A 13,426-nucleotide genomic window follows, 5' to 3' on the forward strand; every position below is an offset into this window, starting at 1 on the left:
TCGCCAGCGCCTCGACCTGATCATAGTCCAGCATGTTGTCTTCTTTGCGGACGCCATATTGCACCGCGTTGAACCACTTGCCCGACTGGTTCGGGCGGGCGCCGTGGGTCAGGTGACCACCGGCATCCAGGCTCATGCCCAGAATGGTGTCGCCGGGCTGGATCAGGGCCTGAAACACGCCCTGGTTGGCCTGAGAGCCAGAGTTCGGCTGCACATTGGCAAAGCCGCAGCCAAACAGTTCCTTGGCGCGGTCAATGGCCAGATTCTCGGCGATATCGACGAACTGGCAGCCGCCATAATAGCGGCGACCGGGATAGCCCTCGGCGTATTTGTTGGTCATCACCGAGCCCTGCGCCTCCATCACGGCGGCAGAGACGATGTTCTCGGACGCGATCAGCTCGATCTCATCGCGCTGGCGGCCCAGCTCGGATGTGATCGAGCCGAAAAGTTCCGGGTCGCGGTCAGACAGGGATTGGGTGAAAAAGCCATTGGAACGGTGGGGGGCGTTCACGTGGAAACCTCCTGAAGAAGCCTCCCGACCGGGTCACGGCGAGAGGAAGTTTGGGGAACAGTTCAGATCACGCGGTCGCGGGGCGTGCGACCGGCGAAGAAGTCGCTGAGATTGTCGAGCACCCGGAACCCCATCGCCTCGCGCGCTTCCTTTGTGGCGCTGCCCAGATGAGGCAGCATCACAAGATTGTCGCAGTGCAGAAGGTCCGAACAAATGCGGGGTTCGCCGTCGAACACATCCAGCGCGGCACCACCGATCATGTCGAAGGTCAGGGACTGAACAAGCGCCCGCTCGTCGATGACCTCGCCGCGTGCTGTGTTGATCAGGAAGGCGTCAGGCTTCATCAGATCCAGCCTGCGCGCATTGATCAGGTGCCGGTTCGCGGCCCCGCCGGGGCAATGCAGCGAGACAAAGTCGCAACCCGGCAGCAACTCATCAATCGACCCGACCTGAGTGGCATTGCACCGCGCCAACACGTCCGGGTCCACCGGACTGCGGTTGTAAACCAGCACCTCCATGCCAAAGCCATGATGCGCGCGGCGGGCCATTTCCTGACCGATGCGGCCATACCCGATGATGCCCAGCGTCTTGCCGCTGACCTTGGTACCGACCAGATGCGTGGGCCGCCAGCCGGTCCAGTTGCCCGAACGCAGTTCCCGTTCGCCTTCTCCGGCGCGGCGGGCGACCATCAGCAGCAGGGTCATGGCGATATCGGCGGTACATTCAGACAGCACGTCGGGTGTATTGGTGACGGTCATGCCAAGCTCGCGCGCCGACGGCTCGCAAATATGGCTGTAGCCGACACCGTAGTTGGCAAGGATCTTGGTCTGCGCCCCTGAAACATCCAAAGCCTCGGAACTCAGCGTATCCGTCACCGTGGGCAAGACCGCGTCATAGGATTTCAGAGCCTGCCGGATCTCAGACGGGGACATGGGTTTGTCGCCGGTGTTCAGAACCGCGTTGTAGTTCTCAGCCAGTTGCGCCTCGACGGCGGCGGGCCAGCGGCGGGTGACAAGAACAGAAGGTTTGACCATCACGCAGCCTCCATGACCCGAGCGATTGTTTCACCGATCACCGCAGGGTTTTCGGCAACGGTCACACCGGCGGCGGACAGAATCTCGACCTTCTCGCTGGCGCTTTCGCCAAAGGCCGAGATGATCGCGCCCGCATGCCCCATGGTCCGGCCCTTGGGCGCAGTCAGACCCGCGACGTAGGCGATCACCGGCTTGGTGATGTGGTCGCGTATGTATTCCGCCGCCTCGGCTTCCTGAGGGCCGCCGATTTCACCGATCATGGCGATGACATGGGTGTCTTCATCTTCTTCAAAACGCTGAAGAATATCCTTGAAGGACGAGCCGTTGATCGGGTCGCCACCGATCCCGACGCTGGTTGACACACCAATCCCGCGCTCTTTCAATTGCGCCGCGGCCTCGTAACCCAGCGTGCCCGAGCGTCCTATGATCCCCACATGGCCGGGCAGATAGATATGCCCCGGCATGATCCCCAGCAGCGCCTTGCCGGGCGAGATCGTGCCCGCGCAGTTCGGCCCGGTCAGAACCATGCGTTTGTCCTTGGGATAGCGGTACATGTACCGTTTCACCCGGATCATGTCCTGCGCCGGGATCCCGTCGGTGATGCAGACGCAGTAGCGGATACCGGCGTCCGCAGCCTCCATGATCGAATCCGCCGCAAAGGGGGGCGGCACGAAGACAAGGCTGGCATCCGCGCCGGTCGCTTCAACGGCCTGCTTGACGGTGTCAAAGACCGGGACGCCTTCGACGGTTTCGCCGCCTTTACCGGGCACCACGCCGCCGACGACATTGGTGCCGTATTTCAGCATGTCCTTGGTGTGGAACCGAGCCATGCGCCCGGTGATGCCCTGCACGATGACGCGCGTATCACGATCGAGAAGAATGCTCATTACACAGCCCTCATCTTGGTGTTTTGGGACAAATCGTTGCGCCATGCGCCCACGGCGCGTTCGGCGGCTTCCATCAGTGTGGTGGCGCGGATGATCGGCAAGCCGGATTTGGCGAGGATTTTCTGGCCTTCTTCGACATTTGTTCCGGCCAGCCGCACGACCACAGGAATGTCGAGGTCCAGTTCCTTCAGCGCCTGAACCACGCCCTCGGCCACCCAGTCGCAGCGATTGATCCCGGCGAAGATATTCACAAGGATCGCCTGTACGTTGTCATCCGACAGAACCAGCCGGAAGGCTTTGGCCACCCGCTCGGGCGAGGCCCCTCCACCAATGTCGAGGAAGTTGGCAGGCTCACCCCCGGCCAGCTTGATCGTGTCCATCGTCGCCATCGCCAGCCCGGCGCCGTTCACGATACAGCCGATATTGCCGTCCAGCCCGACATAAGACAGACCGCGATCCGCTGCGCGACTTTCGCGCGGGTCTTCCTGACTTTTGTCGCGCAGTTCAGCGATTTGCGGATGACGGAACAGGGCGTTGTCGTCAAAGCTCATCTTGGCGTCCAGCGCCAGAACGCGGTCGTCGCCAGTGATGACCAGTGGGTTGATCTCAACCATGGTGGCGTCCAGATCGCTGAAGGCAGCGTAACAACCTTGCAGAGTGCGCACCATTTGCTGGATCAACTTGGGTTCCAGACCCAATTTGAACGCAATCTCGCGGGCCTGAAACTCCTGCAGCCCGACCGCCGGTTCAACAATCGACCGCACAATGCTTTCGGGACGGTCGGCTGAGATATCCTCGATCTCCATCCCCCCTTCGGATGATGCCACGATCATCACCCGCTGGCTTGAGCGGTCCAGCACAAACCCCAGATAGATCTCGCGATCAATCGGCACGGCGGCTTCGACATAGACGCGGTAGATGCCTTTGCCTTCGGGGCCGGTTTGATGGGTGACCAGCTTGCGACCAAACAGGTCATCGCAGGCCTGATAGATCTCGTTTTCGGTGTTGCACAGCTTGACGCCGCCCGCCTTGCCGCGCCCGCCCGCGTGGACCTGCGCCTTGACGATCCACTTGTCGCCGCCCAGTTCACGCGCCCGATAGGCCGCCTGTTCGGGGCTGTAGGCCAGCGCGCCCGCAGGCACGTCGACGCCAAAATTCGAAAGGACTTCCTTGGCCTGATATTCATGGATATCCATCTGATCCGCTCCTGATTATGCAGCGATTGAGGTGCCGTAACGGCTTTCCAAAAGGGCTTCGATTGCGTCCGCGTCGACCTGACCGCCCAGTTCCCGAATGGCTTCGGCAAACAGGCGCACGATCCGGCTGACCGCCTCGCGGTTCAATTGGTTGAGGATGCCGATCCGCACCTGCACCGGCGCGCTGAGCGTCGGCCATATGCCAAAGCCCCGGGCGCGACAGTTCTGCACCAGCTCCATTTCGCGGCCCGCCAGTTCCGGGGGCAGGTTCAGCACCACGAGGCTGGGCATGTCCGAGGTGACCTGACACCCCATCTCGATAACCGCATCGCGCAGCACGCGCTCGTGGGTCCGGTATGACATCGACCGCTTGGCCAGACCTTCGATCAGGGTCAGGCGCAGGGATTCATGGAACGCGGCCACCGCATAGGCCGAATGGGTGCGGTGATAGGTACCTTTCTCGACATCCTGCCCGTCAACGATACCCCAATGGCGGGCCTCGAAGATCGGGTTGTGGACGTAAGAATACGCTCCGGTCGCCATCAGTGTCTCGATATAGGCATCCGTGAAGCTGACCGGCGCGTAAGTCAGCGGCAGGCAGCACAGGCCCTTCTGCGGGCAGGACGCCCAACCGGCAATGCCCGGAAAGTCATCGATTGAGAAATCATCGACGCCCAGCGACGACACCGCGTCGATCAGACCCATCGCGCCATGCCTCTGACATGCATCCGAGAACCCGCGCAGATCGTTGACGCGACCCGAGCCGGTTTCCCAATGCGCCATGAACGCCCATTTGGGTTTGTGCTCGGCCAGAGCAGCCTCGACCATCTCGCCTGTCACCGGCTGGCCATGGGGCACGTCGATCACCGTCACGCTGGCGGCTTGGGGATCAAGGGGGTTGGCGGCATGCTCTTGCGGCGTGGCGGCCTTGATCCGCAGGGTCAGCGCGTCGATGCCGGAAAAGGTGCCATTGGCAAAGGCCACAACCTTGTCGCCGGGCATAACGGCCGAGAACATGGTGTCCAGCGCGCTCCAGCCGGTTCCGGCCACGGCGAAGGTATGGGCGTTGTCCGTCCCCCAGATCTTCCGCAGCATGTGCTTGCACTCGATCATGCCGCGCAGCACATCACCCTGCATGTGATCCGCGACACCTGCCCTGGCGAAGGCCTGAAGCACACGCGCATCCGTGTTGCCCGGTCCTGGGCCCGCGGCAAGGGTCTCGGGGATTTCGAGCGGAGGGTAAATCTGGAATGTCATACTGTGTCATCCTCGGCTGTGGAGCGGGCGGCGCGCCCGAACTGTTTTGTTGCCGTGTAGAAAACGCAGACTTGCCCTATGACGCAACGTAACTTACTACTGCTTTTGGATGCCCAATAGTATGGGTATCTACCTACCCATAACGGTAAAAATACCGAGGTATACAAAAGATCGGCCCACCCAAATGGGTAGGTTCTCGGAAAATCAGGGCAAAATCAGATGGTTGAACTTCCAAAATCTCCGATCGAGATCATGCTGGCGGACAGCAACCCGCTGGTTCTGTCTGCCATGTCGGAAATCTTTGAGCGGGATCCGCGATTCTCTTTAGTGGCCACATCCGCTACTGCCGAGGGGTTTCTGGGAACGGTGATGCGTGTGCCCGTTCACGTGGGCGTAGTGGACTGGACGCTGCCGGTTCTGGGGGCCGCCAAGCTGATCGAAGTGCTGCGCGATCAGGCCAATGCACCACGGTTCGTCGTCTATGGTGAGGCGGGCGGAGATATTCCGCGCCTGGCCATGCAAGCCGGGGCTGCCGGTTTTGCCCCCCGGTCCGGCGCGGTCGAGGGGCTGCTGGAAACCTGTGCCGAGGTTGCTGCCGGAAAGATGATGTTCCCCTTCATCGACGTCCGGAAGATGCAGCAGGACCCGATAGAAAGCTTGTCGCGCAAGGAACGCGCAATCCTCGACGCACTGGCGCAGGGTATGTCCAACCGCGAATTGTCGAAGGAACTGCAAATCTCGACAAACACGGTGAAGTTCCACCTGTCGAATATTTACGAAAAGCTCTCGGTCAAAAACAGGACGCAGGCGATTGCGCAGTTCTATTCGGCCCGGATGCCCAAAGGCTAGGCCCGCTTGTTCGCAGGTGGAATTCGCGCGGTTTTCAGGGCAAACTGATCCTGCGCGCCTATGGCAGGAGGTCCCGGAATGCCCCAATACAACGATATGTTCGAACTATCGGTCGAGGATATGGACCTGATCGAACAAGCATTGCGACAGGCGATGACGTCTTATGCCACCGAAATTACCGGGAATTCCAACGAAGACCGCGCAAACCTTGAGGATACGGTGCGCCGGATGCATGACCTTCTGGGCCGACTGCATGACCAGAAAATCTTCTACCGACCCAAGCAAGGGACCTATATTGGCGGCTGACTGGACACTTTCTGCCTGGCGCGCATTCGGTAAAGTGATTTGGCAAGTCGCGGCCAAATCGGTTCAATGACAGTAGGAGGCGCGCCATGCAAAAACCGGAACGGTTCGAGAAATTCTATTTCGCCAAGGTCGGAATGGGCGAAGCCTGCGGCTGCGCCGAACGGGTCATTGACGTGTACGAATTCAATCGCAAAGGCGGTGCGCAGGCAAAGCAGGCCTTGAAACAGGATAGGCGCAAGCGTCGGTCTTTTCGGTCATGGGCGTTGAAATACGGGCTGCTCAGCCGCAAGCCTCGGGCTTAAATCCCGACATATCTTTGCGAAATCTCCGGGGTCAGTTCGGCCATGGTGCCCTGCCACACGGTTTTTCCACGTTCCAGAACTACCGCGCGATCTGAAATTGCCGAGAGCTCTTTCAGGGATTTGTCGATCACCAGAATGGCCATGCCCGTCTCACGTTTCAGCCGAGCAATTGCGGCCCAGATTTCCTGCCGGATGATCGGGGCCAAACCTTCGGTCGCTTCGTCCAGTATCAAAAGCTGCGGATTGGTCATCAACGCGCGCCCGATGGCCAGCATCTGTTGCTCACCCCCCGACAGGGATGCGGCGCGCTGACCCGAACGTTCCGCCAGTCGTGGGAACAACGCACCCACCGTTTGCAACGTCCATTCGCCGGGGCGTGCAGCTGCGATCAGGTTTTCGCGCACGGTCAGGGCGCGAAAACAGCGCCGGCCTTCGGGCACCAGCCCGACCCCAAGACGGGCCACCTTATGGCTGGGCAACATGTGCAACGCGCGCCCCGCAAACTCCAGACGGCCATCCGAAGGCATCATGCGGCAGATCGCGCGCACGGTGGTGGTCTTACCCATGCCGTTGCGCCCCATCAGGGCCAGAACCTCACCCGCATCCAGTGACAGGTTTACGCCAAACAGGGTTTGCGACGGACCGTAAGAGGCAGTCAGGTTTTCAACGCACAGAAGGCTCATGCGCTGTCTCCCAGATAGGCGTCCTGCACCTCTTGCGACCTGCGGATGTCATCGACGCGGCCCGTGGCGATGATCCGGCCATAGACCAGAACGCTGATCCGGTCTGCCAAGGCAAATACCGCGTCCATATCATGTTCAACCAGCAGAATGGGGGCCTCGGCGCGCAGCCCGTCCAGAAAGCCTGTCATCGCTTTGGACCCTTCCGCACCCAGCCCGGCCATCGGCTCATCCATGACAAAGGCCTTTGGGTTCAGTGTCAGGGCAACGGCCACTTCAAGCTGGCGGCGCTGGCCATGCGAAAGGTCCGCGCAGCGGGTATCCCTGACATCGGCAAGCCCGACACGGTCCAACGCCTCTGTCGCGCGCGCATTCAGGTCAGCCTTGCGCGTGACCGGGCGAAACAGCGACCAAGCGCCCGAGGTCGCACCGATGGCCCCCAGAAGCACATTCTCGAAAACGCTGTCTTCCATCGCCAGGGCCGAGATCTGGAATGTCCGGCCCAACCCTGCCTGCGCGCGGGCGGCCGTGCTCAGGCCCGTGACGTCCTGCCCCATCAAATCGACGCGGCCCTGATCGGGGGCAAGGCTGCCGCTGATCTGTCCGATCAGGGTGGATTTTCCCGCCCCGTTCGGGCCAATGATGGCGTGTATCTCACCCGGTTGCAGATCGATCGAGACATCGTCTGTTGCTGTCAAAGCGCCAAAAGATTTCGTCAGGCCATGCGTGGCAAGGATCGGCTCAGACATGCGCGCCCTCCTTACCCGTCAACAGGCCAATCACCCCGCCGCGCCCGAACAGGACGATCAACAATAGGATCGTGCCCAGCCAGACGTGCCAGAAATCGGTCAGGCCACCCAGCCAGTGCTCTAGCGCCACAAAGATCACCGCGCCGATGACCGGCCCCATCAACCGCCCGACCCCACCGATCACGATCAGGATGATCAGCTCACCCGACAGTTGCCAGCTGAACATGGTGGGGGAGACAAACCTGTTGAGATCGGCAAACAATGCCCCCGCCAACCCCGTGATCGCGCCCGAGATGACAAAGGCCACCAGTTTCAGGTGCATCGGGTTCAGGCCTACGGTTTCCACCCTCTCGGGAGTCTGGCGAGCGGCGTTCAGGGCCAGCCCGAAAGGTGAATTGCGCAAGCACCATTGCAGCAAAAGCGCCAGGCACAAGGCAACAAAGCACAACCCGAAGAACTGGATCGGGTCCAGCGTATTCAGCCCCGGAAACCCGTTGCGCACGTAGATCGACAGGCCGTCTTCGCCGCCATAAGTGCCCCAGGAAATGGCGAAGTAGTAGAACATCTGCCCAAAGGCGAGGGTAATCATGATGAAATACACGCCCGTCGTGCGCAGGCTGAGCAGCCCGATCACCCATGCGGCCAGAGCGGAAATCACCGTCGCCGTCAGCCAGATCACCGGCATGGATTTCGTGCCTTCTATCGTGAACGGCCCCAATTCCAGCGGCACATAGGTTTGCGCGTGATAGGCAAGAATGCCCATCGAATAGCCGCCCAACCCGAAGAAAGCCGCATGTCCAAAGGAAACCATGCCACCGATGCCAAGCGCTATGTTCAGACCCACCGCCGCCAGCGCCAGGATCACGGCGCGGGTGGTCAGGGTGATCGTGAAAATCTCATCCACGCTCAGCGCCCAAAGTGGCAGCGCCACAAGGCCCGCAATCACGACCCAGTTGATAAGGCGTTCCGAGATCATGCGCGCGCCCCGAACAGGCCAGAGGGTCGCCAGATCAAAACGATGCTCATCAGGATATAAACCGACATCGAGGCAAGCGCTGAGCCGGTTTGCGTGGCCGCGCCGCTGTCCATGAACAGCTTGAACAGCTCGGGCAGGAAGATGCCGCCCAGCGTGTCCGTCAGCCCCACCAGCAGCGACCCGATAAACGCGCCCCGGATCGAGCCGATGCCGCCGATCACGATGACCACAAAGGCAAGGATCAGCACCGGCTCGCCCATCCCGACCTGCACCGATTGGATCGCGCCGACCAAGGCTCCGGCAAGCCCCGCTAGCGCTGCGCCGAGGGCAAAGACCAGCGTGTAAAGCTTCGAAATATCGACACCCAGTGCGGCGATCATCTCACGATCATTCTCGCCTGCACGGATCTGGATGCCGATACGCGTACGCGCCGTCAGCCACCACAGGCCAAGCGCCACCACAAGGCCGATCCCGATCAGGACTAGACGGTATAGCGGGTATTGGATACCGCCCGGCAGCGTCACAGGGCCCGACAGGTAATCGGGCACATCCAGAAACAAAGGGAAGGACCCAAAGACGTACCGGGTGCCCTCGGAAAAGATCAGGATCAGCGCAAAGGTCGCCAGCACCTGATCCAGATGCGCCGCTTTGTAAAGCCGCCTGATCACCACCGTCTCGATCAGCGTTCCGGCCATGGCCGCCGCCGCCAAAGCCGCGATCAGCGCCAGCAGGAACGAACCTGTCGCACCCGCAACCCAAGCGGCCGCGAAGGCGCCAACCATATAGAGCGACCCGTGCGCGAGGTTGATCAGGCCCATGACGCCAAAGATCAGGGTAAGGCCCGCTGCCATCAGAAACAGCATGACACCGAACTGCAATCCGTTCAGGACCTGCTCGATAACAAGTAGTGTGGACATCACGCGTTCCGGTGTCCCGAATCCGATCCGGGAGGGTTGGTCAAAGGACGAAGGGGAAGCCCCGGGATCAACCCCGGGGCGTGGTGCTACATGCTACAGTCAGCAGCATATGCGTCGGAATGGTTCTCAAGCGCGGTGCCGATGATCTTGTTGGTGAAGACATCGCCTTCCTGAACGACCTCGCGCGCATAGATCGTCTGTACCGGATGGTGGTTTGGACCAAATGAGAAATCGCCGCGCGTGCTGTCGAAATTCGCGGCCCGCAGCGCCTCGCGGAACGCGTCCGCATCGGACACGTCTGCGGCCTCGATGGCCGAGATCAGCAGGTTCGCCGTGTCAAAGCCCTGGCTGGCATAGAGCGACGGCAGACGTCCGTATTCCGCCTGAAAGCTTTCGACAAAGGCCGCGTTCGTCGGGTTGTCGATATCCTTGTTCCATTGAGACGTATTCACCACCCCAAGTGCCGCATCCCCGACCGCTTGCAGAATCCCCTGATCAAAGCTGAACGCAGGACCCACGACCGGAATGTCCACGCCACTGTCGGCATATTGCTTGAGGAAGGAAATCCCCATGCCGCCGGGCAGGAAGAAATACACGCTGTCCGCGCCCGAGGCGCGGATTTGCGCGATTTCGGCGGCATAGTCGGTCTGACCCAGCTGGGTATAGACCTCGCTCGCTACATCGCCTTCGAAGGTCCGCTTGTATCCGGTCAGGGCGTCGGTCCCGGCGGGATAGTTCGGGGCCATGATGAAGCTGTTGCTATAGCCTGCGGTATTGGCATAGGCGCCCGCAGCCTCGTGCAGGTTGTCGTTCTGCCATGCGACATTGAAATAGTTGGGGTGACACCCCTTACCGGCCAGCGGCGAGGGTCCGGCATTCGGAGACAGGTAGAACTTCCCCTGCGCCGTGACCGAGGGCACAACGGCCATGGCAAGGTTCGACCAGATGATACCGGTCAGCACATCCACCTTTTCGGACTGGATCATCTTGTCGGCAAGCTGCACCGCGATATCCGGTTTGCGCTGATCATCCTCGATGACAACTTCGATATCGTCGCGGCCCGATTGCTGGATCGCCAGCATGAACCCGTCGCGCACGTCGATGCCCAGACCGGCCCCGCCGCCCGACAGTGTGGTGATCATGCCCACCTTGGTCTCGGCTAGCACCGGGGCTGCCATCAAAATGGCGGCCGCCGTTGCCATAAGAATCTTCTTCATCTTGGTTCTCCCCGTCACGTGTTTTCGTCTTTATGCCAAGTGTTAAGCATTCTTTGGACCCGGCTTTCAATTCAAATCGCTGCCCTCTGCCCCGGAAAACCGGCGCGTCGCCCTTTCAAACCTATGAAAGACATGCAACGCTCGGGCCGCAGGCCAGATCCGAACCGGCCCCAATTGCAGCCTGAAAGCAAAGGATTTTTCTGTGGCACACGCTTCGACACGAACCCTTTCGCTGACCGAAATCCGGTCTTTGGCCAAATCAGTGCTGATCCGCGCCGGTATGGATGAGCGTGGCAGCGACGTTCTGGCCGATATTGTCACACAATCCGAACGCGACGGGCCGCGCAGCCACGGCCTGCGCAACCTGCCGGTCTATGTGCAAAGCTTCACCTCGGGTTATGCCAACCCGTCCGCGCAACCGGAAATCAAGCGCATCGCGCCGGGTGTTCTGCGTGGCGACGGGGACAACGGGTATTATCAGATCGCAGCCACCGCCGCCCGTGACGAGCTGATCGCCATGGCGCGCGAGAATGGCATTGCCGCCTTCACCTGTGCCAATTGCCACCATCTGGCCGCCCTGCGGTTCGATACGGAACCTCTGGCCGAGGCGGGTTTGGTGGCGCTCGCCGTGGTCAACTCACTGTCTTTGGTGGTGCCGCAGGGCGGACAACGCCCGGTGTTTGGCACCAACCCCATGTCTTTTGCCTGCCCGCGCGACGGGGCCGAACCGGTGGTGTGGGATCAGGCATCCTCGGCCGTTGCGTTTCTGGATATCAAGATGGCCGCTGCCGAAGGGCATGACCTGCCGCACCCCGCCGGGCTGGATACCGAAGGCAACCCGACTGCGGACCCGAACGCCATTCTGGAAACCCGCAGCCTGCTGCCCTTTGGCGGTCACAAAGGGGCCGGAATTGCCTTTCTGGTTGAGGTTTTGGGCGCAGCCCTTGCAGGCGGCACCCTGTCCGTCAATAACGACGCGCGCGAGGCGCATGGCGCGCTGAACATCAAGGGCGGCGCAACATTGATCGCGCTGGACCCGGCGCGATTTGGCAATGATGCGTTTGCGGACTACATCGCCCGGATCTGCGCCGAAATCGAAGGCAATGGCGACGCCCGCGTTCCCGGTGACGGACGGCTAAGACGGCGGGCCGAAGCCCAAGAAAATGGCGTGGCCGTCAGTGTTGATGTTCTGGACCAGCTTGAGGCGTTGATCTAAGGACAGCCAAGGCAGCACACGACTCAAGGACCCTCAGCCATGTATATCGAACCTTTCGGCGTCGAGATTTGGATGAACGAATGGGAAACCAGATGCGACTGGAATCTGGCCGAAACCTGCGTGGAAAGCCTGACCATTCAGGAATTGCTGACCCTGACAGGCCGAAACGCAACCGACCTGTCCGAGCTTCTGGACCTGAAAATGACCTATGGCGCCATCGAAGGGTCCGACCGGCTGCGCCGCGCCATTGCGGCGCTGTATGAAAACCAGTCGGTTGAAAACACAATCGTCACCCACGGCACGATCGGGGCCAATATGCTGATCCATAAAACTCTGGTCTCACGCGGAGACCGGGTTGTGGCCGTGGTGCCGACCTATCAGCAACACTACTCAATCCCCGCCAGCATCGGCGCGGATGTGCATCATCTTCAGCTGCGCGAGGAAAACGAATTCCTCCCCGATCTGGACGAGTTGCACGCCCTTGTGACACCAGAGACAAGGCTGATCGCGCTGAACAACCCCAACAACCCAACCGGCGCGTTGATGGACCGGGCCATGTTGGAAGACATCGCCGACATTGCCCGCGCGGCGGATGCGTGGATTTTGTGTGATGAGGTGTATCGGGGCACCGATCAGGACGGCTCGGGCATCAGCGCGTCGATTGCCGACATCTACGAAAAAGGCATCAGCACTGCGGGCATGTCCAAAGCGTACTCACTGGCGGGTTTGCGGCTGGGCTGGATCGCCGCACCAACCGAGGTGATCGAGGCGGTGACCATTCACCGCGACTATGACACCATCTCGGTCGGAATGATCGACGATCACTTTGCTGCGCTGGCGCTAGAGAACAAAGACAAGCTTTTGGCCCGCAGCCAGCGGATCACGCGCGGCAATCTGGAAACCCTGCAGGATTGGGTGGCGCAGGAACCAAAAATCACCTGGGTCAAACCAAAATCCGGCACCACGGCCCTGCTGAAATACGACCTGCCAATCAGTTCCCGCGATTTCTGTGTAAAGCTGTTGCAGGAGACCGGCGTGATGTTCACCCCCGGATCAGCCCTTGGGATGGAGGGCTATGTGCGCATCGGCTATGCCAACGGTCCTGAAATCCTGAAACAGGGCTTGTCCCGCGTGTCAGAGTTTCTGGCAGCAAGATAAGCCCGGTGGCCACAACAAAGACGCGCCACCTTATGCGAATTTCCCCGGCAAGGCGAATGCTCGCCAAGGGAATGGCCGAAAGCCGCCGCTACTTTGCCTTGTGATTTGCAATTTCTTCCTCGAAAAAGGATTGGTTCTTCGCAACAATGGCCGGGCTTTCTTAACCGCCGG

At 60.6% G+C, this 13,426-nt stretch carries 15 protein-coding genes; 5 read left to right on the forward strand and 10 right to left on the reverse strand.

Annotated features, from left to right (window positions below):
* From ACR0KJ_RS18455 to ACR0KJ_RS18475, 5 genes are all read right to left on the reverse strand, one after another.
* The coding region (locus tag ACR0KJ_RS18455) for a PLP-dependent aminotransferase family protein (RefSeq protein ID WP_480627366.1) at window positions 1–511 on the reverse strand (511 nt) is incomplete at its 3' end.
* 62 nt (window positions 512–573) lie between these two features.
* Window positions 574–1,545 carry a 2-hydroxyacid dehydrogenase gene (locus ACR0KJ_RS18460; protein WP_480627367.1) on the reverse strand — a complete coding sequence of 324 codons (972 nt, stop codon included), beginning with the start codon at window positions 1,543–1,545 and terminating at the stop codon, window positions 574–576.
* Complete coding sequence (sucD, locus tag ACR0KJ_RS18465; protein WP_480586778.1) at window positions 1,545–2,432, reverse strand: succinate--CoA ligase subunit alpha; 888 nt, start codon at window positions 2,430–2,432, stop codon at window positions 1,545–1,547. The genes ACR0KJ_RS18460 and sucD overlap by 1 nt, the downstream gene beginning before the upstream one ends.
* The gene (locus ACR0KJ_RS18470; RefSeq protein ID WP_170634865.1) at window positions 2,432–3,628 is read right to left on the reverse strand and encodes a malate--CoA ligase subunit beta; all 1,197 of its coding nucleotides are present in this window, start codon (window positions 3,626–3,628) and stop codon (window positions 2,432–2,434) included. Before ACR0KJ_RS18470 ends, sucD begins: the two co-directional genes overlap by 1 nt.
* Before the next feature lie 15 nt (window positions 3,629–3,643).
* Window positions 3,644–4,885, reverse strand: a complete 1,242-nt coding sequence (locus ACR0KJ_RS18475; protein ID WP_480627368.1) for a pyridoxal-phosphate-dependent aminotransferase family protein — start codon at window positions 4,883–4,885, stop codon at window positions 3,644–3,646.
* A 219-nt stretch (window positions 4,886–5,104) separates the two neighbouring features.
* Here ACR0KJ_RS18475 and ACR0KJ_RS18480 point away from each other — a divergent pair, with 219 nt between their 5' ends.
* The 3 genes from ACR0KJ_RS18480 (at window position 5,105) to ACR0KJ_RS18490 (ending at window position 6,342) form a co-directional block, all read left to right on the forward strand.
* On the forward strand, window positions 5,105–5,734 hold the full coding sequence (locus ACR0KJ_RS18480) for a response regulator transcription factor (protein ID WP_480586769.1): 630 nt from the start codon (window positions 5,105–5,107) through the stop codon (window positions 5,732–5,734).
* A 78-nt stretch (window positions 5,735–5,812) separates the two neighbouring features.
* Window positions 5,813–6,040: a hypothetical protein gene (locus ACR0KJ_RS18485; RefSeq protein ID WP_170456669.1), complete on the forward strand. Its 228-nt coding sequence runs from the start codon at window positions 5,813–5,815 to the stop codon at window positions 6,038–6,040.
* An 86-nt stretch (window positions 6,041–6,126) separates the two neighbouring features.
* Window positions 6,127–6,342, forward strand: a complete 216-nt coding sequence (locus ACR0KJ_RS18490; protein ID WP_170624909.1) for a hypothetical protein — start codon at window positions 6,127–6,129, stop codon at window positions 6,340–6,342.
* On the opposite strand, the gene ACR0KJ_RS18495 is transcribed toward ACR0KJ_RS18490, so the two are convergent.
* The 5 genes from ACR0KJ_RS18495 to ACR0KJ_RS18515 all read right to left on the reverse strand — a co-directional run bounded on the left by ACR0KJ_RS18495 (window position 6,339) and on the right by ACR0KJ_RS18515 (window position 10,881).
* Window positions 6,339–7,025 (reverse strand): ABC transporter ATP-binding protein, encoded by a 687-nt coding sequence (locus tag ACR0KJ_RS18495; protein WP_480627369.1) that lies wholly within the window; start codon window positions 7,023–7,025, stop codon window positions 6,339–6,341. The genes ACR0KJ_RS18490 and ACR0KJ_RS18495 overlap by 4 nt on opposite strands.
* On the reverse strand, window positions 7,022–7,771 hold the full coding sequence (locus ACR0KJ_RS18500; RefSeq protein ID WP_480627370.1) for an ABC transporter ATP-binding protein: 750 nt from the start codon (window positions 7,769–7,771) through the stop codon (window positions 7,022–7,024). Before ACR0KJ_RS18500 ends, ACR0KJ_RS18495 begins: the two co-directional genes overlap by 4 nt.
* Window positions 7,764–8,747, reverse strand: a complete 984-nt coding sequence (locus tag ACR0KJ_RS18505; RefSeq protein WP_170456660.1) for a branched-chain amino acid ABC transporter permease — start codon at window positions 8,745–8,747, stop codon at window positions 7,764–7,766. Before ACR0KJ_RS18505 ends, ACR0KJ_RS18500 begins: the two co-directional genes overlap by 8 nt.
* On the reverse strand, window positions 8,744–9,664 hold the full coding sequence (locus ACR0KJ_RS18510) for a branched-chain amino acid ABC transporter permease (protein ID WP_480627371.1): 921 nt from the start codon (window positions 9,662–9,664) through the stop codon (window positions 8,744–8,746). Before ACR0KJ_RS18510 ends, ACR0KJ_RS18505 begins: the two co-directional genes overlap by 4 nt.
* Before the next feature lie 86 nt (window positions 9,665–9,750).
* Entirely contained in the window at window positions 9,751–10,881 is a 1,131-nt protein-coding gene (locus tag ACR0KJ_RS18515; RefSeq protein WP_170456656.1) for an ABC transporter substrate-binding protein, read from the reverse strand.
* 202 nt (window positions 10,882–11,083) lie between these two features.
* On the opposite strand from ACR0KJ_RS18515, the gene ACR0KJ_RS18520 reads away from it, so the two are divergent.
* Together ACR0KJ_RS18520 and ACR0KJ_RS18525 are read left to right on the forward strand one after the other, a co-directional pair.
* The gene (locus ACR0KJ_RS18520; RefSeq protein WP_480627372.1) at window positions 11,084–12,097 is read left to right on the forward strand and encodes an Ldh family oxidoreductase; all 1,014 of its coding nucleotides are present in this window, start codon (window positions 11,084–11,086) and stop codon (window positions 12,095–12,097) included.
* Window positions 12,098–12,136: 39 nt separating this feature from the next.
* On the forward strand, window positions 12,137–13,255 hold the full coding sequence (locus tag ACR0KJ_RS18525) for an aminotransferase (protein ID WP_480627373.1): 1,119 nt from the start codon (window positions 12,137–12,139) through the stop codon (window positions 13,253–13,255).
* The last annotated feature ends 171 nt before the right edge of the window (window positions 13,256–13,426 follow it).

The sequence above is a fragment of the Ruegeria sp. AD6 genome (genome assembly GCF_056542325.1).

Bases quoted from the DNA above. Each gene is read 5' to 3' on its own strand.
- ACR0KJ_RS18460 (WP_480627367.1), bottom strand. From the start codon at position 1,545: ATGGTCAAACCTTCTGTTCTTGTCACCCGCCGCTGGCCCGCCGCCGTC.
- sucD (WP_480586778.1), bottom strand. From the start codon at position 2,432: ATGAGCATTCTTCTCGATCGTGATACGCGCGTCATCGTGCAGGGCATC.
- ACR0KJ_RS18470 (WP_170634865.1), bottom strand. From the start codon at position 3,628: ATGGATATCCATGAATATCAGGCCAAGGAAGTCCTTTCGAATTTTGGC.
- ACR0KJ_RS18475 (WP_480627368.1), bottom strand. From the start codon at position 4,885: ATGACATTCCAGATTTACCCTCCGCTCGAAATCCCCGAGACCCTTGCC.
- ACR0KJ_RS18480 (WP_480586769.1), top strand. From the start codon at position 5,105: ATGGTTGAACTTCCAAAATCTCCGATCGAGATCATGCTGGCGGACAGC.
- ACR0KJ_RS18485 (WP_170456669.1), top strand. From the start codon at position 5,813: ATGCCCCAATACAACGATATGTTCGAACTATCGGTCGAGGATATGGAC.
- ACR0KJ_RS18490 (WP_170624909.1), top strand. From the start codon at position 6,127: ATGCAAAAACCGGAACGGTTCGAGAAATTCTATTTCGCCAAGGTCGGA.
- ACR0KJ_RS18495 (WP_480627369.1), bottom strand. From the start codon at position 7,025: ATGAGCCTTCTGTGCGTTGAAAACCTGACTGCCTCTTACGGTCCGTCG.
- ACR0KJ_RS18500 (WP_480627370.1), bottom strand. From the start codon at position 7,771: ATGTCTGAGCCGATCCTTGCCACGCATGGCCTGACGAAATCTTTTGGC.
- ACR0KJ_RS18505 (WP_170456660.1), bottom strand. From the start codon at position 8,747: ATGATCTCGGAACGCCTTATCAACTGGGTCGTGATTGCGGGCCTTGTG.
- ACR0KJ_RS18510 (WP_480627371.1), bottom strand. From the start codon at position 9,664: ATGTCCACACTACTTGTTATCGAGCAGGTCCTGAACGGATTGCAGTTC.
- ACR0KJ_RS18515 (WP_170456656.1), bottom strand. From the start codon at position 10,881: ATGAAGAAGATTCTTATGGCAACGGCGGCCGCCATTTTGATGGCAGCC.
- ACR0KJ_RS18525 (WP_480627373.1), top strand. From the start codon at position 12,137: ATGTATATCGAACCTTTCGGCGTCGAGATTTGGATGAACGAATGGGAA.